Source organism: Streptomyces lasiicapitis, assembly GCF_014646335.1.
Lineage (GTDB): Bacteria > Actinomycetota > Actinomycetes > Streptomycetales > Streptomycetaceae > Streptomyces > Streptomyces lasiicapitis.
This window is the reverse complement of the sequence record NZ_BMNG01000001.1, coordinates 131,258-150,826: the sequence shown is the minus strand read 5'-3', so window position 1 is coordinate 150,826 and position 19,569 is coordinate 131,258. Positions and strand designations below refer to the sequence as shown.

The 19,569-nt window shown below is 70.7% G+C and carries 17 protein-coding genes and 1 tRNA gene; 17 read left to right on the top strand and 1 reads right to left on the bottom strand.

Annotated elements, in window-relative coordinates:
- Nucleotides 1–168 precede the first annotated feature (168 nt).
- The 3 genes from IEY91_RS00670 (at nucleotide 169) to IEY91_RS00660 (ending at nucleotide 2,743) form a co-directional block, all read left to right on the top strand.
- Nucleotides 169–993: an SAM-dependent methyltransferase gene (locus IEY91_RS00670; RefSeq protein WP_189172434.1), complete on the top strand. Its 825-nt coding sequence runs from the start codon at nucleotides 169–171 to the stop codon at nucleotides 991–993.
- A 132-nt stretch (nucleotides 994–1,125) separates the two neighbouring features.
- A tRNA-Arg gene (locus IEY91_RS00665) sits at nucleotides 1,126–1,197 on the top strand.
- 364 nt (nucleotides 1,198–1,561) lie between these two features.
- A complete protein-coding gene (locus IEY91_RS00660; protein WP_189172433.1) occupies nucleotides 1,562–2,743 on the top strand; it encodes a PQQ-dependent sugar dehydrogenase in 1,182 nt (393 codons plus the stop codon).
- A gap of 94 nt (nucleotides 2,744–2,837) precedes the next feature.
- Here the strand turns inward: IEY91_RS00660 and IEY91_RS00655 are convergent, their stop codons facing one another.
- A complete protein-coding gene (locus IEY91_RS00655; protein ID WP_189172432.1) occupies nucleotides 2,838–3,473 on the bottom strand; it encodes an exonuclease domain-containing protein in 636 nt (211 codons plus the stop codon).
- Nucleotides 3,474–3,592: 119 nt separating this feature from the next.
- On the opposite strand from IEY91_RS00655, the gene IEY91_RS00650 reads away from it, so the two are divergent.
- The 14 genes from IEY91_RS00650 (at nucleotide 3,593) to glyA (ending at nucleotide 19,483) form a co-directional block, all read left to right on the top strand.
- A complete protein-coding gene (locus IEY91_RS00650) occupies nucleotides 3,593–4,045 on the top strand; it encodes a response regulator (RefSeq protein WP_164320679.1) in 453 nt (150 codons plus the stop codon).
- 104 nt (nucleotides 4,046–4,149) lie between these two features.
- Nucleotides 4,150–5,199: an ArgS-related anticodon-binding protein NrtL gene (gene nrtL / locus IEY91_RS00645; protein ID WP_189172431.1), complete on the top strand. Its 1,050-nt coding sequence runs from the start codon at nucleotides 4,150–4,152 to the stop codon at nucleotides 5,197–5,199.
- A gap of 22 nt (nucleotides 5,200–5,221) precedes the next feature.
- Entirely contained in the window at nucleotides 5,222–6,613 is a 1,392-nt protein-coding gene (lysA, locus tag IEY91_RS00640) for a diaminopimelate decarboxylase (protein ID WP_164320675.1), read from the top strand.
- Between the two features lie 122 nt (nucleotides 6,614–6,735).
- Entirely contained in the window at nucleotides 6,736–8,025 is a 1,290-nt protein-coding gene (locus IEY91_RS00635; RefSeq protein WP_164328184.1) for a homoserine dehydrogenase, read from the top strand.
- A gap of 6 nt (nucleotides 8,026–8,031) precedes the next feature.
- Nucleotides 8,032–9,090 (top strand): threonine synthase, encoded by a 1,059-nt coding sequence (gene thrC, locus IEY91_RS00630; protein WP_189172430.1) that lies wholly within the window; start codon nucleotides 8,032–8,034, stop codon nucleotides 9,088–9,090.
- 255 nt (nucleotides 9,091–9,345) lie between these two features.
- Nucleotides 9,346–10,263: a homoserine kinase gene (gene thrB, locus IEY91_RS00625; RefSeq protein ID WP_164320670.1), complete on the top strand. Its 918-nt coding sequence runs from the start codon at nucleotides 9,346–9,348 to the stop codon at nucleotides 10,261–10,263.
- 384 nt (nucleotides 10,264–10,647) lie between these two features.
- Nucleotides 10,648–12,714: a transcription termination factor Rho gene (gene rho / locus IEY91_RS00620; protein WP_189172429.1), complete on the top strand. Its 2,067-nt coding sequence runs from the start codon at nucleotides 10,648–10,650 to the stop codon at nucleotides 12,712–12,714.
- 357 nt (nucleotides 12,715–13,071) lie between these two features.
- A complete protein-coding gene (locus IEY91_RS00615; protein WP_189172428.1) occupies nucleotides 13,072–14,196 on the top strand; it encodes an LCP family protein in 1,125 nt (374 codons plus the stop codon).
- Nucleotides 14,197–14,375: 179 nt separating this feature from the next.
- Entirely contained in the window at nucleotides 14,376–14,600 is a 225-nt protein-coding gene (gene rpmE / locus IEY91_RS00610; protein WP_164320664.1) for a 50S ribosomal protein L31, read from the top strand.
- A 115-nt stretch (nucleotides 14,601–14,715) separates the two neighbouring features.
- Complete coding sequence (gene prfA, locus IEY91_RS00605) at nucleotides 14,716–15,792, top strand: peptide chain release factor 1 (protein ID WP_164320662.1); 1,077 nt, start codon at nucleotides 14,716–14,718, stop codon at nucleotides 15,790–15,792.
- 36 nt (nucleotides 15,793–15,828) lie between these two features.
- Entirely contained in the window at nucleotides 15,829–16,674 is an 846-nt protein-coding gene (prmC, locus tag IEY91_RS00600; protein ID WP_164320660.1) for a peptide chain release factor N(5)-glutamine methyltransferase, read from the top strand.
- Between the two features lie 92 nt (nucleotides 16,675–16,766).
- Nucleotides 16,767–17,414, top strand: coding sequence for an L-threonylcarbamoyladenylate synthase (locus tag IEY91_RS00595; protein ID WP_164320658.1), 648 nt, complete (start codon nucleotides 16,767–16,769; stop codon nucleotides 17,412–17,414).
- Nucleotides 17,411–18,106 carry an arsenate reductase/protein-tyrosine-phosphatase family protein gene (locus tag IEY91_RS00590; RefSeq protein ID WP_164320656.1) on the top strand — a complete coding sequence of 232 codons (696 nt, stop codon included), beginning with the start codon at nucleotides 17,411–17,413 and terminating at the stop codon, nucleotides 18,104–18,106. The genes IEY91_RS00595 and IEY91_RS00590 overlap by 4 nt, the downstream gene beginning before the upstream one ends.
- A gap of 123 nt (nucleotides 18,107–18,229) precedes the next feature.
- Nucleotides 18,230–19,483, top strand: a complete 1,254-nt coding sequence (glyA, locus tag IEY91_RS00585) for a serine hydroxymethyltransferase (protein ID WP_164320654.1) — start codon at nucleotides 18,230–18,232, stop codon at nucleotides 19,481–19,483.
- Nucleotides 19,484–19,569: the final 86 nt, after the last annotated feature.

The window sequence follows — 19,569 nt, the reverse complement described above, 5'->3', positions numbered from 1 at the left end:
GCAGCAGACCCACGTACAAAGGTCGACCACCTCCCCGCAACCCCCCTGACCTGCTGCACACTTGCTAAATTGCCACCCGAGCGATCGTTGAACAACGAACAACGAACAACGAACAACGAACAACGAACAACGCGCAAACCGAACGGCCCACGCCCCGCAGGAGGTCCCGTGTCAGGCTCCGACTCCACCCCCAGGCTCGACTCGTCCGCCGAGATACGCGCGCGGATCGACACGAGCAAGCCGCACTCGGCGCGCTTCTGGAACTACTTCGTGGGCGGCAAGGACAACTACGAGAAGGACCGCGAGCTGGGCGACCAGATCAAGGAGATCTTCCCGGGCCTGGTCGACGTGGCCCGCACCAGCCGCCACTTCCTGGGCCGCGCGGTCCGCCACCTGGCGGGGGAGGAGGGCATCCGCCAGTTCCTGGACGTCGGCACGGGCCTGCCGACCGCGGACAACACGCACGAGGTGGCCCAGCGCGTCGCCCCCGACGCCCGCATCGTGTACGTGGACAACGACCCGCTGGTCCTGGCCCACGCCCGCGCCCTCCTGACGAGCACGCCCGAGGGTGTGACGTCGTACATCGACGCGAACATGTACGAGCCGGAGGCGATCCTGGCGAAGGCGGGCGAGACCCTGGACCTCTCGCGCCCCGTGGCCCTCATGATCCTCAACACCCTGGGCCATGTGTCGTCGTACGACGAGGCGAAGGACCTGGTGGACCGCCTGATGGCGGGCCTGCCGTCGGGCAGCGCCCTGGTGATCAGCGACTCCACGTCCACGAGCGAGGGCATGATCGCGGCGTCGGCGGCGTACAACAAGAGCGGCGCGATCCCGTACTACGTACGCAGCGTCGAGGACATCACCGGCTTCTTCACCGGCCTCACCCTCACCGCCCCCGGCGTGACCCCGGTCACCCACTGGCGCCCCGAACCCACCACGGACACCACCCTGGCAGTGGACGCCTACGCAGGCGTGGCCCGCAAGCCGTAACCCCCACCGCGGCTCACCCCACGCCGCTCCGGGGGCCCCGCCAGGCCCCCGGACGCTGCACAAATACCCGTTCCAGAAGACCCCCACGAAGCTGGTAGTGTTCTACCCGTCGCCGCCACCCGCGGCCGACACGCCCCCGTAGCTCAGGGGATAGAGCAACGGCCTCCGGAGCCGTGTGCGCAGGTTCGAATCCTGCCGGGGGCACGGACTTCATCCGTGCCGGATGTATCAGCAGTAGGCCAAGGGCCGGTGATCTCAGTGATCACCGGCCCTTGCGCGTGGATGAGTGGCATGCAGTAGGGGCGCGGCAGGCGGACCGTGAAGCCACAACCATGCCGCACGGCGGAACCCGTAGCCGTCGCCGCAGACGCAGCCCCAGTCCCCATCTCAGAAGACTGCCGCATTGGTCTACGCCAAGCCGCCCCACCCCAGTATCCTCATGCGTGGCCAGCGGCACACCCTCCCCCCACCCAGGTTGCGTGCTGGTGCGGGCGATGCCCCTACAACTCAACTCTGCCCCCAAGCAGCTGGGTGACCTCCCCCATTCGCCGCCTCTAGGAGGATCACGGTGAAAGTTCGCACCAGAAGCTCGGCGATCGTTGGCGCTGTCGGTGCCCTCGGCAGCATCTGTCTCGTCGCGTCCCTCGCGTTAGGCACGGCGTCCGCCGATGAGGCGCCCGCACCCCGGCAACCCGCGAAGAACACGAAGGCCGCCAACGTCGCCCTCACCAAAGTCGCCACCGCCAAGAACCCCATCGCCGGCGTCGCCGGACCCGGTGGCACCGTCTGGGTGGCCGAACGCGCGGGCACCGTACGGGTGTTGAGCGACAAGGGGCTCAGCGAGCCCGTGCTCGACATATCCAGCGAGACCACCACCGACGGCGAACGCGGCCTGCTCGGCATCGCGTTCGACAAGAAGTCCGCGCACTTCTACATCTCGTTCACGAACCGCCAAGGCACCAGCGTCGTGGACGAGTTCGCCGTGAAGGGCGGCAAGATCCAGCCGAGCAGCCGGCGCACCCTCCTCACCCAGACGCAGCCGTACTCCAACCACAACGGCGGCGACATCCGGTTCGGCCCCGACGGCTATCTCTACATCGCCTTCGGCGACGGCGGCTCCGGTGGCGACCCGCACGGCAACGGGCAGAATCTCGACACGCTGCTCGGCAAGTTGCTGCGCATCGACCCGAGCCGCAAGGACCCCGGCAAGGCCTACGCCATCCCGCCCGGCAACCCGTTCGTCGCCGACCCGAAGGCGAAGGACGAGATCTGGGCGTACGGACTGCGCAACCCCTGGAAGTTCTCCTTCGACGCGGGGACAGGAGATCTGCTGATCGGTGACGTCGGTCAGAACGCCTGGGAAGAGATCGACTGGGCCCCGGCATCCAGCAAGGGCGGCGAGAACTACGGCTGGTCCCAGATGGAAGGCACCCACCCCTACCGCGGCGGCACCGAGCCCGCGAACCACGTGCCGCCGGTTCACGAGTACGACCGCACCGGCCTCGGCTGCTCCGTCACCGGCGGATACGTCTACCGCGGCAAGAAGATCCCGGCCCTCAAGGGCCAGTACGTGTACAGCGACTACTGCGACGGCACCCTCCGCACGCTGCGGATCGAGAACGGCAAGGTGACCGGCACGGGCGACCTCGTGGTCAACGGCGGCGAGGTCGTCTCGTTCGCGCAGGGCGGCAACCGCGAGCTGTACGTGTTCGACATCGGCGGCAGTGTCTATCGGATCGACCCGGCGTGACAGTCCACCCTTCGGCCACGTGACATGAGCCCCGGCCTCGCGGAAACGCTGAGGCCGGGGTTTTCCGCAGGTGGGTAGGGGCGGTACAGCCGGGTCAGAGCCAAGCCTCCGGCAACGCCGCCCCCGCCGCCCGCAGATGCCGCAGCGCCGCCGCGAACGAATGGCAGTCGAAGAGCGCCGAATGCTCCTCGCCCGAGACCGGCGGCTTGGGCAGGCCGAGGACCTGCCACAGGCGGCCCACGTTGGCCGGCGCGGTGGCGGGCGCGACCGTGTTCAGCCACGGGCGGACATTGAGGAAGCCCGCGCTCAGGAAGCTGCTCTTGATCTCGTCGCCGCGCGCGCGTGCCCAGCCGAGGTTCTCTCCGAGTACGACCATGTCGTTGCCGTAGGAGAGGACGGACTGGCCTTCGCAGAACGCCAGGAAGGCGGTGAGGGCTTCGGCCGGCGGGAGTCCCTCGCGGTCCACCGACTCCTGGTCGATGCCGGTGAGTTCGGTGAAGTACGGCGAGAGGCGCGGGTTCATCAGCGGGCGGACCAGGGCCTCGTACTCCTCGACCACCGAGTAGACCGAGGAGTCGGAGGAGTCGGAGGAGTCGGAGGCTGCCTCGGCCCGCAGCCGCAGTGCGCCGATCTGGACGATCTCGCGGAACTGACCCGGTGCCGACCAGTTCTGTTCCAGGGCGTCCGGCCAGGTGGTGAACTCAAGGTCGAAAACAACAAAGGTCGTCATGACGGCCTTCTCCTTGCCTGGGGAGGCGGAGCCTACCCCTCCGTACGGTCCGGCCGGTAAGGCCCGCCGCACCTCCCCCGCAAGTGGCAGAAGTAGGCAAAACCCGGACGCGATGCCGGATGCCGACCTACTCTCGAGTTGTGCCAGGCGTGTCCGGCCGTGTGCTTGTTGTCGATGACAACAAGGTCATCCGGCAACTGATCAGGGTCAATCTCGAGCTGGAGGGCTTCGAGGTCGTGACCGCGGCCGATGGTGCCGAGTGTCTGGATGTCGTCCATCAGGTGCGGCCCGATGTCGTGACGCTGGATGTGGTCATGCCGCGGCTCGACGGTCTGCGGACCGCCGCCCGGCTCCGCGCCGATCCGCGTACGCGGAGCCTCCCGCTCGTGGTCGTCAGCGCCTGTACGCAGTACGAGGTGGAGGCGGGCATCGAGGTCGGCGTCGACGCGTTCCTGGCGAAGCCGTTCGAGCCCGCGGAACTCCTCGGCATCGTGCGCCAGTTGGTCGACCGGGGCGGCCCCGGCACCCTGGACCGCACCCCGGACCCGTCCACGGTCCCGGGCTGCCCGTAGTCGGCCCCACCACGCGGCGCTCGCCAAACCGCCCGAGGCGCTCCCGCCCGACTCCGCCGGAAACCCCCGAGCACCCCACCCCCCACCTCCCATACCCTTGACCCGTGACCCCCGAAGAGCTCTCCCGTACCGTCCTGCGTGCCATGCGGCGCGCGGTCGACGCAGGAGAGCTCACCGCCGCCGTCCCGGAGCGTGCCCACATCGAGCGCCCCGGCCCCGGCGGCACCGGTGACTACGCCACGAACCTCGCCCTGCGCATCGCCCGCGAGGCCTCCGCGCCCCCGCGCCGCGTCGCCGAGACCCTCTCCGCCCGCCTCGCCGCCGAACCCGGCATCGCCCGCGCCGACGTCACCGGGCCCGGCTTCCTCAACATCACGCTGGACGACGACAGCGCCCCCCGCCTCGTACGGAAGATCCTGGAGCAGGGCGGGCGCTACGGCCACATCACCCCGGACACCGGCGCCCTCGCCCAGCTCCACACCCCGCACGAGCTGCGCGCCGTCGTCGTCGCCGACGCCACGCGCCGCATCCTGCGCTCCCAGGGCGTCCTTGTCCGCGTGACCAGCGACGAGGCGCCGGATGCGGAGTGGGTGGAGGTCATGGGCGTACGTATCGACGGGCACGGGCAGCCGCCCAGCCCGCTGACCACCCTCCGCCCCGTCCCGGCCCCCCGCAGCCCCGACCCCCTCCGCCTCGGCCGCGACGCCGCCCGCTGGGCCCTGCTGCACCCGGCGCCGCACGACCGCCCCCGCACCGACGACGACCACCACCTGGCCCAGCGAGAGTCGAACCCCCTGTTCCGGGTCCGGTACGCACACGCCAGGACCCGGGCGCTCGGCCGCAACGCGGCCGACCTAGGCTTCACCACGGCCCCCGGCGAGGCCGACGCGTCCGCGCACAGCCTCCTGGCCGCCCTGGGCGACTACCCCACCGTCCTGGCCGCCGCCGCCCGCGGAACCGCCCCGGACCGCCTGACCAGGCACCTCGTCCGGACCGCCGACGCCTTCCTCGCGCAGGCGCACACCGTGCTCCCGCTCGGCGACGAGAAACCCTCGGCCGCCCACCGCGCCCGGCTGGCGCTCGCCGAAGCCGCCGGGACGGTGCTGGCCGGTGGCCTGTCCCTGCTCGGCATCAGCGCGCCCGAATACTTGTGAGACGAGAAGAGTCAGAAGAGCCATGAGCCGTTCCGCCCACCCCGCAGGCCCCCGCCACGGAGACGTCCTTCCCGAGGGTCACTACTCCGCGCCGCCCACCGACCTCAACGCGCTCGACCCCAAGGTCTGGTCGCAGACCGTCACCCGCACCGCCGACGGCACGGTCACCGTCGGCGGCATCGAGGTGACCCGGCTCGCCGAGGAGTTCGGCACGCCCGCGTACTTCCTCGACGAGGCCGACTTCCGCGCCCGCTGCCAGGCCTGGCGCGACGCCTTCGGGACGGACGCCGACGTGTTCTACGCGGGCAAGGCGTTCCTGTCGCGCGCCGTCGTGCGGTGGCTGCACGAGGAGGGGCTCAACCTCGACGTGTGCTCCGCCGGCGAGCTGACCACCGCGCTGGACGCCGGCATGCCCGCCGAGCGCATCGCCTTGCACGGCAACAACAAGACGCCCGAGGAGATCGAGCGCGCCGTCGCCGCGGGCGTCGGCCACATCGTGCTCGACTCCTTCCAGGAGATCGTGCGCGTCGCCCACATCGCCGACCGGCTCGGCAAGCGCCAGCGCGTACAGATCCGCGTGACCGTCGGCGTCGAGGCGCACACCCACGAGTTCATCGCCACCGCCCACGAGGACCAGAAGTTCGGCATCGGGCTCGCCGGGGGAGAGGCCGCCGAGGCCGTGCGGCGCGCGCTGAAGCTCGACGGCCTGGAGCTCGTCGGCATCCACAGCCACATCGGCTCGCAGATCTTCGACACCGCCGGGTTCGAGGTGGCGGCCCGGCGCGTGGTGTCGCTGCTCGCCGAGATCCGTGACGAGCACGGCGTCGAGCTGCCCGAGATCGACCTCGGCGGCGGCCTCGGCATCGCGTACACCTCGGACGACGACCCCGCCGAGCCGCACGACATCGCCAAGTCGCTGCGCGAGATCGTCACCCGCGAGTGCGCGGCCTCCAAGCTCCGCACGCCCCGCATCTCCGTCGAGCCGGGCCGCGCCATCGTCGGTCCGACCGCCTTCACGCTGTACGAGGTCGGCACCATCAAGCCCCTGGAGGGGCTGCGTACGTACGTCTCCGTGGACGGCGGCATGTCGGACAACATCCGCACGGCGCTGTACGACGCCGAGTACAGCGTCGCCCTCGTGTCCCGGTCGTCCGACGCGGAGCCGATGCTCGTCCGCGTGGTCGGCAAGCACTGTGAGAGCGGCGACATCGTCGTGCGTGACGCCTTCCTGCCCGCCGACCTCGCGCCCGGCGACCTGATCGCCGTGCCCGCGACCGGCGCGTACTGCCGCTCCATGGCGAGCAACTACAACCACGCGCTGCGGCCGCCGGTCGTCGCGGTCAACGACGGCGCGGGCCGCGTCATCGTGCGACGCGAGACGGAGGAGGACCTGCTCCGTCTGGACGTGGGCTGACAGGCCCACTGCAACACCGGCTCGTGAAATACATGTCTCACGATCCGGACTTTGGTCAGAAACACCGTACCGGTGGGTGAGACTGGTCCCACCGCAGTTGGAGAAGGAAACGAGGTCGGATGATGCGTACGCGTCCGCTGAAGGTGGCGCTGCTGGGCTGTGGGGTTGTCGGCTCAGAGGTGGCGCGCATCATGACGACGCACGCCGACGACCTCACAGCGAGGATCGGCGCCCCGGTGGAGCTCGCCGGGGTCGCCGTCCGCCGCCCCTCCAAGGTGCGCGAGGGCATCGACCCGGCGCTCGTGACGACGGACGCCACCGCGCTCGTGAAACGCGGCGACATCGACGTCGTCGTCGAGGTCATCGGCGGCATCGAGCCCGCCCGCACCCTCATCACCACCGCCTTCGAGCACGGCGCGTCCGTGGTCTCCGCGAACAAGGCGCTGATCGCCCAGGACGGCGCCGCCCTGCACGCCGCGGCCGAGCAGCACGGCCGCGACCTCTACTACGAGGCGGCGGTCGCCGGAGCGATTCCGCTGATCAGGCCGCTGCGCGAGTCGCTGGCAGGCGACAAGGTCAACCGCGTGCTCGGCATCGTGAACGGCACCACGAACTTCATCCTCGACAAGATGGACTCCACGGGCGCCGGCTACCAGGAGGCACTCGACGAGGCCACCGCCCTCGGGTACGCGGAGGCCGACCCGACCGCCGACGTCGAGGGCTTCGACGCCGCCGCCAAGGCCGCGATCCTCGCCGGCATCGCCTTCCACACCCGGGTGCGCCTCGACGACGTCTACCGCGAGGGCATGACCGAGGTCACCGGCGCCGACTTCGCGTCCGCGAAGCGCATGGGCTGCACCATCAAGCTGCTCGCCATCTGCGAGCGGGCCGCCGACGGCGGGTCCGTCACCGCCCGCGTGCACCCCGCGATGATTCCGCTCAGCCACCCGCTGGCATCGGTCCGCGAGGCGTACAACGCCGTCTTCGTGGAGGCCGAGGCCGCAGGACAGCTGATGTTCTACGGCCCCGGCGCGGGCGGCGCGCCCACCGCGTCCGCCGTCCTCGGCGACCTCGTCGCGGTCTGCCGCAACAAGCTCGGCGAGGCCACCGGACCCGGCGACTCCGCGTACACCCAGCTGCCCGTGAGCCCCATGGGCGAGGTCGTCACGCGGTACCACATCAGCCTCGACGTGGCCGACAAGCCGGGTGTTCTCGCCCAGGTCGCGACGGTCTTCGCCGAGCACGGCGTATCGATCGACACGGTCCGTCAGACGGTCAAGGACGGCGAGGCGTCCCTCGTCGTCGTCACCCACCGCGCGCCCGACGCCGCCCTCAGCGGCACCGTCGAGGCGCTGCGCAATCTCGACACCGTGCGTGGTGTCGCCAGCATCATGCGGGTTGAAGGGGAGTAAGCAGCAATGACCCACCAGTGGCGCGGAATCATCGAGGAGTACCGGGACCGTCTCCCGGTCTCCGACACCACGCCGGTCGTGACGCTCCGCGAGGGCGGCACGCCGCTCGTGCCCGCGCAGGTGCTCTCCGAGCGCACCGGCTGCGAGGTCCACCTCAAGGTCGAGGGCGCCAACCCGACGGGGTCCTTCAAGGACCGCGGCATGACCATGGCGATCACCAAGGCCAAGGAGGAGGGCGCGAAGGCAGTCATCTGCGCCTCCACCGGCAACACGTCGGCCTCGGCCGCCGCCTACGCCGTACGCGCGGGAATGGTCTGCGCGGTCCTCGTGCCCCAGGGCAAGATCGCCCTCGGCAAGATGGGCCAGGCGCTCGTCTACGGCTCGAAGATCCTCCAGGTCGACGGGAACTTCGACGACTGCCTGAACCTCGCGCGCGGGCTCTCCGAGAACTACCCGGTGGCGCTGGTCAATTCGGTCAACCCGTTCCGCATCGAGGGCCAGAAGACGGCCTCCTTCGAGATCGTCGACGCCCTCGGCGACGCGCCCGACATCCACGTCCTGCCGGTCGGCAACGCGGGCAACATCACGGCCTACTGGAAGGGCTACAAGGAGTACGCGGCCGACTCGGTGTCGACGCGCACCCCGCGCATGTGGGGCTTCCAGGCCTCCGGTTCGGCGCCCATCGTGCGCGGCGAGGTCGTCAAGGACCCCTCGACGATCGCCACCGCGATTCGCATCGGCAACCCCGCGTCGTGGCAGCACGCGCTCGCCGCGCGCGACGAGTCGGGCGGCTTCATCGACGAGGTGACGGACCGTGAGATCCTGCGCGCCTACAAGCTGTTGGCGTCCCAGGAGGGTGTCTTCGTCGAGCCCGCGTCCGCCGCGTCCGTGGCCGGTCTGCTGAAGGCCGCCGAACAGGGCAAGGTCGACAGGGGCCAGCGCATCGTCTGCACGGTCACGGGCAACGGCCTCAAGGACCCGGACTGGGCCGTCGCGGGCGCCCCGCAGCCGGTCACGGTCCCGGTCGACGCGGCCGCCGCGGCCGAGCGCCTCGGCCTGGCGTAACGCCCAAACGTCCCAACTCCCCACAGGGGGTGCACAGGGGGCTCGCGACACGCATCGTGCGCCTCCTGTGCGCCCTATGTCGCCGCAGAACCTTCCTTCGATAGGCTGTAGCCAACCCACCCCGCATATGCCGCCGCATATGCCACGGTGCCGTCCGCAGAGGCGGCTCCCGGGTGCTGCCGTTTCTCGTCGGCCGAGTGCTGGTCGGGGCGGCAAGTCCTCCACAGATCGCAGCTCAAGGAGAGTCATCGAGCGATGGCCGGTCCCGCGTTCCGCGCCGCCGCCGTCAGGGTGCGCGTACCCGCCACCAGCGCAAACCTCGGCCCGGGCTTCGACGCCCTGGGCCTGTCGCTGGGGCTCTACGACGACGTGGTGGTCCGCGTCGCCGACTCCGGGCTGCACATCGACATCGCCGGCGAGGGCAGCGAGACCCTGCCGCGCGACGAGTCGCATCTCCTCGTCCGCTCCCTGCGGACCGCCTTCGACCTGCTCGGCGGACAGCCGCGCGGCCTGGAGATCGTCTGCGCCAACCGCATCCCGCACGGCCGCGGCCTCGGCTCCTCCTCCGCCGCCATCTGCGCCGGCATCGTCGCCGCGCGCGCGGTGACCATAGGCGGCGACAGCAGGCTCGACGACGCCGCGCTCCTTGAGCTCGCCACCGAGATCGAGGGCCACCCCGACAACGTCGCGGCCTGCCTGCTCGGCGGCTTCACGCTGTCCTGGATGGACGGCTCCGCGGCGCGCGCCATCAGGATGGAACCCGCTGATTCCATCGTTCCGGTGGTTTTCGTCCCCGGAAAGCCGGTGCTCACCGAAACCGCCCGCGGACTGCTGCCGCGCACCGTCCCGCACGTGGACGCGGCCGCCAACGCGGGCCGGGCGGCCCTGCTCGTCGAGGCCCTGACCAGGCGCCCCGAGCTGCTGCTGCCCGCCACCGAGGACCGCCTGCACCAGGAGTACCGCGCCCCGGCGATGCCGGAGAGCGCCGCCCTGGTGGAGCGGCTGCGCGCGGACGGAGTGCCCGCGGTGATCTCCGGCGCGGGGCCCACGGTCCTCGCGCTGGCCCGAGACAGTGCGGCCGACAAGGTCGCACGACTGGCGGGGGAGGGCTGGGCGGCCAATCGCCTTGCGCTCGACGCCACCGGAGCGAGCGTGCTGCCGCTTGCGCCCTGAGCGGGAGCGGCACACACGCGGTGTCCGGATTTGGAGAGGGGGAATGTTTGTTGGATCCGGTAGTGTTAACCTCAAGTCTGCACCCGACCCCACCATGGCGAGGTGCTTTGTGTCCCCGTCCGGGACATCCATCCTTCCGGGAGCCTCCAAAACCGCTCTGTGCCCTGCACTGAGCAGTGTCGAGCACGCTCCGGAACCGGCGTGACCCTGCCGAGTGACCACCGCACCTCAGTGGCCTGGCACAGGGAATCGCCACATCTGTGAACTCTTCCGCCGCGTTGGCGGACTACCGCCCCGGCACGGTCCACACACCAAGGACCGCCGGACAGCACAACCGGTCGCCGAGCCAGACAGGCCGACGTCCGCTCCAGGGAAGGACCCTTCGTGAGCGACACCACCGATCTGATGGGCGTGACTGCCGACACGCCCGCCACGGACGCCTCTGCGGCGCCTGCCACCGGTGCTTCGGCCGGCCGGCGGCGCCGCGGCACCGGCCTCGAGGGCATGGTGCTGGCCGAACTGCAGCAGGTCGCATCGGGCCTCGGAATCAAGGGCACCGCGCGGATGCGCAAGAGCCAGCTGATCGAGGTCATCAAGGAGGCGCAGGCCGCGGGCGGAGCCTCGGCGAAGAGCGCCCCGGCCGCCGCGTCCTCCGGGGACGCCGAGACCAAGCCGAAGCGCCGCGCCACCTCCAGGACGCGCACCGGCGAGACGGCCGACAAGGCCGCCGCTGCCAAGACCGCGAAGTCCGATGACGCCGCCGCGGCCCCCGCGGAGCAGCCGAAGGCCGCCCAGCAGCAGATCGACATCCCCGGCCAGCCCGCGAGCGACGACAAGTCCTCCGGTGCCCGCGGCCGCCGTCGCGTCACCGCCGAGGCCGGCAGCCCCGAGACCGTGACCGCCGAGGCCAAGGGCGAGGCGAAGGCCGAGGCCGGTGCCGTCAAGACGGAGACCGAGAAGGCCGACCGCGGCGACCGTGGCGACTCCGGCGACGGCGAGGGCCGTCAGGGCCGCCGCGACCGCCAGGGCCGCGGCCGGGAGCGCGACCGCGACCGTGACCGCGACCGCCGCGGCAACAAGGGCGACGACCAGCAGGGCGGCCGCCAGGACCGCCAGGACCGCCAGGACCGCAAGGACCAGGGCGGCCGTCAGGACCGGCAGCAGCGCGACCAGCAGCGCGACAACGGCCCGCAGGACGACTTCGACGACGAGGGCGGCGGCCGCCGCGGCCGTCGTGGCCGCTACCGCGACCGTCGTGGCCGTCGTGGCCGCGAGGACTTCGCGGGCGAGCCGCAGGTCTCCGACGACGACGTCCTGATCCCCGTCGCGGGCATCCTGGACATCCTCGACAACTACGCGTTCATCCGTACGTCGGGCTACCTCCCCGGCCCGAACGACGTGTACGTCTCGCTGGCCCAGGTCCGCAAGAACGGCCTGCGCAAGGGTGACCACGTCACCGGCGCGGTGCGTCAGCCCAAGGACGGCGAGCGCCGCGAGAAGTTCAACGCGCTGGTCCGCCTGGACTCCCAGAACGGCATGGCGCCCGAATCCGGGCGCGGGCGACCGGAGTTCAACAAGCTGACGCCCCTTTACCCGCAGGACCGACTGCGCCTCGAGACCGACCCGGGCATCCTGACGACCCGGATCATCGACCTCGTGTCGCCGATCGGAAAGGGCCAGCGAGGCCTGATCGTGGCCCCGCCGAAGACCGGCAAGACCATGATCCTGCAGGCGATCGCCAACGCGATCACCGTCAACAGCCCCGAGTGCCACCTGATGGTCGTCCTGGTCGACGAGCGTCCGGAAGAGGTCACCGACATGCAGCGGTCGGTGAAGGGCGAGGTCATCTCCTCGACCTTCGACCGTCCGGCCGAGGACCACACCACGGTCGCCGAGCTCGCCATCGAGCGTGCCAAGCGCCTGGTGGAGCTGGGCCACGACGTGGTCGTGCTGCTCGACTCGATCACGCGTCTGGGCCGTGCGTACAACCTCGCCGCCCCGGCCTCCGGCCGCATCCTGTCCGGTGGTGTCGACTCGACCGCGCTCTACCCGCCGAAGCGCTTCTTCGGTGCCGCGCGCAACATCGAGGACGGCGGCTCGCTGACCATCCTGGCCACCGCGCTGGTCGAGACCGGCTCGCGCATGGACGAGGTGATCTTCGAGGAGTTCAAGGGCACCGGCAACATGGAGCTCAAGCTCGACCGGAAGCTCTCCGACAAGCGCATCTTCCCGGCGGTGGACGTGGACGCGTCCAGCACCCGCAAGGAAGAGATCCTGCTCGGCAGCGACGAGCTCGCCATCACCTGGAAGCTGCGCCGCGTGCTGCACGCGCTCGACCAGCAGCAGGCGATCGAGCTCCTCCTGGACAAGATGAAGCAGACGAAGTCGAACGCCGAGTTCCTGCTCCAGATCCAGAAGACGACGCCTGCCCCCGGCAACGGCAACGACTGATCTGGCGTGGGCGCCTAGAGCGGGCTGACCGGAAGGGGCCGGTCCCGTCATTCGACGGGACCGGCCCCTTCCGCATGCCGTGGAGGGCCGCATGCGGCGCCGGGTCCCGCCGAGAGACCTTGCCCACACGGATAAGAGTTTCTTACGGTCACTGGCGGTAGCGCTGCTGTGTGAGAAACCGCAGGTGGGGGGCCAAAAGTACTAGACGAACCGCACGCTGCGTAACGGTCGGACCCCAGGGCGCACACAGGGTGCTATGCAACCCTTCTTTCGGTTTCCACGTCTGACAATTGACGAAAAGCCAATGCCTGGCCCTGAACGCAGGGGGTACCCGACCGACGAGGACTGAGGAGCGGCATGACCGACGAGAGCAGCCCCGCCGACGCGACGCCGAAGCACCGCGGCAAGCGCGGCCGGCGTCGCAAGCCGCGCAGCAAGCGCAAGAAGGCGCTCGTCATCACGGCGTGGTCCGCCGCGGCCGTGGTCGTCCTCGGAGGCACCGGCCTCGGCTACGTGTACTTCAAGCTCAACGGCAACATCAAGGGCGTCGACATCAACGCCGCGCTCGGCACGGACCGCCCCCTGGACGTCGACAACGGCTCCCAGGACATCCTCGTCCTCGGCTCCGACTCGCGCTCCGGCAAGAACGGGAAGTACGGCAAGGACGAGGGCGCGGCCCGCTCCGACACGGCGATGATCGTGCACGTCTACAAGGGCCACAAGAAGGCGAGCGTCGTCTCCATACCCAGGGACACCCTCATCACCCGGCCCGAGTGCGCGGTCAAGGACGGCGACGGCAAGGTGGACCCGGGCGGCGAGCGCCAGATGTTCAACACGGCGTACGAGGTGGGCGGCCCGGCCTGTGCCGTGAAGACCGTCGAGAAGATGTCCGGCATCCGCATGGACCACTACGTGGAGGTCGACTTCACGGGCTTCAAGAAGCTCATCGACACCCTCGGCGGCGTGGACATCACCACCAAGCAGCCGATCAAGGACAAGGACAGCCACCTCGACCTGCCCGCGGGCTCCCACACCCTCAACGGCGAGCAGGCCCTCGGTCTCGTCCGCACGAGGCACGGCGTCGGCGACGGCAGCGACCTCGGCCGCATCCAGCTCCAGCAGGCCTTCATCAAGGCCCTGATGAACCAGGTCAAGGACATCAACCTCTTCGGCAACCCGAAGAAGCTCTACGACCTCGCGGACTCCTCGACCAGCGCCATCACCACCGACTCCGACCTGGACTCGGTCAAGGACCTGGCGAGCTTCGCCAACGGCCTCAAGGGCATCGGCTCCGGTGCCATGAAGATGGTCACGCTGCCCGTCGAGTACGACCCGGCGGACCGCAACCGCGTCATTCCCCTCGAAGAGGCCGACCAGCAGGTCTGGGACGCCCTCAAGGCGGACAAGCCCATCCCGAAGTCGGCCACCGACAAGTCCGCGGGCGACAAGGGCGCCGCGGGCAAGGTCGTCACCAGCGACTGACCCCTGCGGGCGCGCAGGCCGCGCAGACATACCCCTCCGGGGTCGGTCCGGGAATACTTCCGGGCCGACCCCGGTTTGGGCAGATGCGACCAGTCCTGGCAGACTGGTACGTCGGCCCCGGTTCACGCACCCGCACCCCGCGATTGCGACCCGGCGCCCTCCCGAAACTAGGAGACACCTTGAAGCGCGACATCCACCCCGAGTACGTCGAGACGCAGGTCAGCTGCACCTGTGGCGCGTCGTTCACCACCCGTAGCACCATCGCGTCCGGCACCGTCCGGGCCGAGGTCTGCTCCGAGTGCCACCCGTTCTACACGGGCAAGCAGAAGATCCTCGACACCGGTGGCCGTGTGGCCCGCTTCGAGGCCCGCTTCGGCAAGGCTGCCGGCTCCGCCAACAAGTAGCGAGCCACCTGCGCCGGTCTCCGGCCGCCCCGCACCGGGCGGCCGGGACCGGCGTTTGCCGTCCCGCAGGTCCCGCAGCACCTTCACGCATCACGCAGAAACCAGGAGCCCGAAGATGTTCGAGGCGGTCGAGGAACTGATCGGCGAGCACGCCGATCTGGAGAAGAAGCTCGCCGACCCGTCGGTCCACGCGGATCAGGCCAACGCGCGCAAGCTCAACAAGCGCTACGCCGAGCTGACCCCGATCGTGGCGACGTACCGCAGCTGGAAGCAGCTCGGTGAGGACATCGACACCGCGCGCGAGTTCGCCGCCGACGACCCGGACTTCGCCGCCGAGGTCAAGGAGCTGGCCGAGCAGCGCGACGTGGTCACCGAGAAGCTGCGCCTGCTGCTCGTGCCGCGTGACCCCAGCGACGACAAGGACGTCATCCTCGAGGTCAAGGCGGGCGCGGGCGGCGACGAGTCGGCGCTGTTCGCGGGCGACCTCCTTCGCATGTATCTGCGGTACGCCGAGCGCGTCGGCTGGAAGACCGAGATCATCGACGCCACCGAGTCCGAGCTGGGCGGCTACAAGGACGTCCAGGTCGCCGTGAAGACCAAGGGCGGCCAGGGCGCCACCGAGCCCGGCCAGGGCGTCTGGGCCCGGCTGAAGTACGAGGGCGGCGTGCACCGCGTGCAGCGTGTGCCCTCGACCGAGTCGCAGGGCCGCATCCACACCTCCGCGGCCGGTGTGCTCGTCACGCCCGAGGCCGAGGAGGTCGACGTGGAGATCCACGCGAACGACCTGCGGATCGACGTCTACCGCTCCTCAGGACCCGGTGGGCAGTCCGTCAACACCACGGACTCCGCCGTGCGCATCACGCACATCCCCACCGGCGTCGTCGCTTCCTGCCAGAACGAGAAGAGCCAGCTGCAGAACAAGGAGCAGGCGATGCGTATCCTGCGCTCCAGGCTTCTCGCCGCGGCTCAGGAGGAGGCGGAGAAGGAAGCGGCGGACGCCCGTCGCAGCCAGGTCCGCACCGTCGACCGCTCCGAGAAGATCCGTACGTACAACTTCCCGGAAAACCGCATCTCCGACCACCGCGTGGGCTTCAAGGCGTACAACTTGGACCAGGTGCTCGACGGCGATCTCGACGCCGTCATCCAGGCCTGCGTCGACGCGGACTCCGCCGCGAAGCTCGCCGCCGCGTAAGCCCACCGTTCGTACGAACCGCCCCGGAGGACCAGCGTGAACCTGCTGCTCGCGGAAGTGGCCCAGGCCACCCAGCGGCTGGCCGACGCCGGCGTGCCCTCGCCGCGCAACGACGCGGAGGAGCTCGCCGCCTTCGTGCACGGCGTGAAGCGGGGCGAGCTGCACTCCGTCAAGGACGCGGACTTCGACGCCCGCTACTGGGAGACGATCGCGCGCCGCGAGGCGCGTGAACCGCTCCAGCACATCACGGGGCGCGCCTTCTTCCGCTACCTGGAGCTCCAGGTCGGCCCCGGCGTCTTCGTGCCACGCCCGGAGACCGAGTCGGTCGTCGGCTGGGCCATAGACGCGGTCCGCGCGATGGACGTCGTCGAGCCCCTGATCGTGGACCTGTGCACCGGTTCGGGGGCCATCGCCCTCGCCATGGCCCAGGAGGTGCCGCGCTCGCGCGTGCACGCCGTGGAGCTGTCCGCGGACGCGGTGCGGTGGACGCGCAAGAACGTCGAGGGATCGCGCGTCGACCTCCGTCAGGGCGACGCGCGCGACGCGTTCCCCGAACTCGACGGCCAGGTCGACCTCGTCATCTCCAACCCCCCGTACATCCCTTTGACGGAATGGGAGTACGTTGCGCCGGAGGCCCGCGACTACGATCCCGAACTCGCCCTGTTCTCCGGCGAGGACGGCCTCGACCTGATCCGCGGCATCGAGCGCACCGCGCACCGGCTGCTGCGGCCGGGCGGTGTCGTCGTGGTCGAGCACGCGGACACGCAGGGCGGCCAAGTGCCGTGGATCTTCACGGAGGAGCGGGGCTGGGCGGACGCCGCCGACCACCCCGACCTGAACAACAGGCCGCGGTTCGCGACCGCCCGCAAGGCGCTGCCGTGACGACGGCCGCGACGCAGAATACGCAGAGTACGCAGAAGACGCTGCACGTGATGTGCGTCCACGGGACGTACGTGTACGAGGAGGCCCGCTAGATGGCACGGCGATACGACACCAACGACGCGACCGACCGTACGACCGGTCTGCGCGAGGCCGCGTCCGCCGTCCGCCGTGGCGAACTGGTCGTGCTGCCCACCGACACCGTGTACGGGATCGGCGCCGACGCGTTCAGCCCCGAGGCGGTCGCCGACCTCCTCGACGCCAAGGGCCGCGGCCGCACCATGCCCACGCCCGTGCTCATCGGCTCCCCGAACACCCTGCACGGCCTCGTCACGGACTTCTCCGAGTCCGCGTGGGAGCTCGTCGACGCCTTCTGGCCGGGCGCGCTCACGCTGGTCGCCCGGCAGCAGCCCTCGCTCCAGTGGGACCTCGGCGACACCCGCGGCACGGTCGCCATCCGCATGCCGCTGCACCCCGTCGCGATCGAGCTGCTCACCGACGTCGGCCCGATGGCCGTGTCCTCCGCCAACCTCACCGGGCACCCGGCGCCGGAGGACTGCGACGCCGCCCAGGAGATGCTCGGCGACTCCATCTCCGTGTACCTGGACGGCGGGCCCACGCCCGGCATCGTGCCCTCCTCCATCGTCGACGTGACCGGCAAGGTGCCCGTCCTGCTGCGCGCCGGCGCGCTCGACGCGGACGAGCTGCGCAAGGTCGTACCCGACCTCGAGGTGGCCAATTGAGGGCCCCTGAGACGGGGCGTGGCATAGCGGGCCGCACCGAGCACTCGGTGGGCTTCGGCTCCCTGGGGGCCATGGGTACGCCCGGCTCCTTCCGCATCCTCCACGTCAGCACCGGCAACGTGTGCCGCTCGCCCATCACCGAGCGGCTGACCCGGCATGCCCTCGCCGACCGGCTCGGCGATCCCCTCACCGGGGGGCTCATCGTCGAGAGCGCCGGTACGTGGGGGCACGAAGGCGCGCCCATGGAGACCAACGCCGAGACCGTCCTCGCCGACTTCGGCGCGGACGCCTCCGGCTTCGTCGGCCGTGAGCTCCTCGACGACCACGTCATCCGCGCCGACCTCGTCCTCACCGCGACCCGGGACCACCGGGCCCAGGTCATCTCCATGGGGCACTCCGCCGGGCTTCGCACCTTCACCCTGAAGGAGTTCACCCGGCTCGTGCGGGCCATAGATCCGGCCACGCTGCCCGACCCCGACGGTGCCGACGGCATCGTCGAGCGGGCCCGCGCGCTCGTCCGCGCCGCCGCGGCCCTGCGCGGCTGGCTCCTCGCCCCCTCCGCCGAGGCCGACGAGGTCTACGACCCCTACGGCGCCCCCCTCCCCTTCTTCCGCTCGGTGGGCGGCGAGATCCAGCAGGCCCTGGAGCCGGTGGTGACGGCGCTGACGGGGGTACCGGCGGCGCGGGCGTAGGCCTTCGCGGGTGACGCCGGACGGGCTATAGATAGCCCCTCCGGCGTTTGAGGAGCGGGGTCTGGGGCGGAGCCCCAGTTTCGGGAAGGGGCGGGGTTGGGGACCACGGCCTACATTGGAAAGATGACGACGGCCGACGCGGGAACCGTCGCCGCCCCGGCGGCGTACGCCGCGCTGCGCCGGCAGGACCCGGAGCTCACCGACGTACTCCTCGGAGAGCTCGACCGCCAGTCGACAAGCCTGCAGCTGATCGCCGCGGAGAACTTCACGTCCAGGGCCGTCCTGACGGCCCTGGGCTCCCCGCTGGCGAACAAGTACGCCGAGGGCTACCCGGGCGCCCGCCACCACGGCGGCTGCGAGTTCGTGGACGTGGCGGAACGCATCGCGACGGACCGGGCGAAGGCCCTCTTCGGCGCCGAGCACGCGAACGTGCAGTCGCATTCGGGATCGTCGGCGGTCCTTGCGGCGTACGCGGCCCTGCTGCGCCCAGGAGACACGGTCCTGGCGATGGGCCTGCCCCACGGCGGCCACCTCACGCACGGCTCCCCGGCGAACTTCTCCGGCCGCTGGTTCGACTTCGTGGGCTATGGCCTCGACCCGGAGAGCGGCCTGATCGACTACGACCAGGTCCGCGCCCTGGCCCGCACCCACCGCCCGAAGGCGATCGTCTGTGGCTCGATCGCGTACCCCCGGCACATCGACTACGCGGCGTTCCGCGCCGTGGCGGACGACGTGGGGGCTTGTCTGATCGCGGACGCCGCGCACCCCATCGGCCTGGTCGCGGGCGGCGCGGCCCCCAGCCCGGTGCCGTACGCGGACGTGGTGTGCGCCACCACGCACAAGGTCCTGCGCGGCCCGCGGGGCGGCATGATCCTGTGCCGGGGCGACCTTGCGGAACGGGTCGACCGGGCGGTGTTCCCGTTCACCCAGGGCGGCGCCCAGATGCACACGATCGCCGCCAAGGCGGTGGCGTTCGGCGAGGCGGCGACGCCGGCCTTCACCGCGTACGCCCATCAAGTCGTCGCGAACGCAAGGGTGTTGGCGGCCGCGCTCGCCGCCGAGGGCTTCGCCGTGAGCACCGGCGGCACGGACACCCACCTCGTCCTCGCCGACCCCGCCCCGCACGGCGTCGAGGCGCAGGTGGCCCGCGGCCGCCTCGCGGCGGCCGGTCTGGTCCTCGACACCTGCGCGCTGCCGCACGGCGACGGCCGCGGGCTGAGGCTCGGCACGGCGGCCGTCACCACGCAGGGCATGGGCGAGGGTGAAATGGCGCGCATCGCCGCGCTGTTCGCGGGGGCCGTCCGTGAGGAGGACAAAGTCAGGGACCAGGTGCGGGAGCTCGCTGGCCGGTTTCCGCCCTATCCGGCCGCCGGATAGCCGCTCGCGGAGCCGCGTCCGCGCAGTTGTGCAACGATCCTCGCTACCCATGCGTCCCCAACCTTATGCGCGCGAAGCTAGGGTGT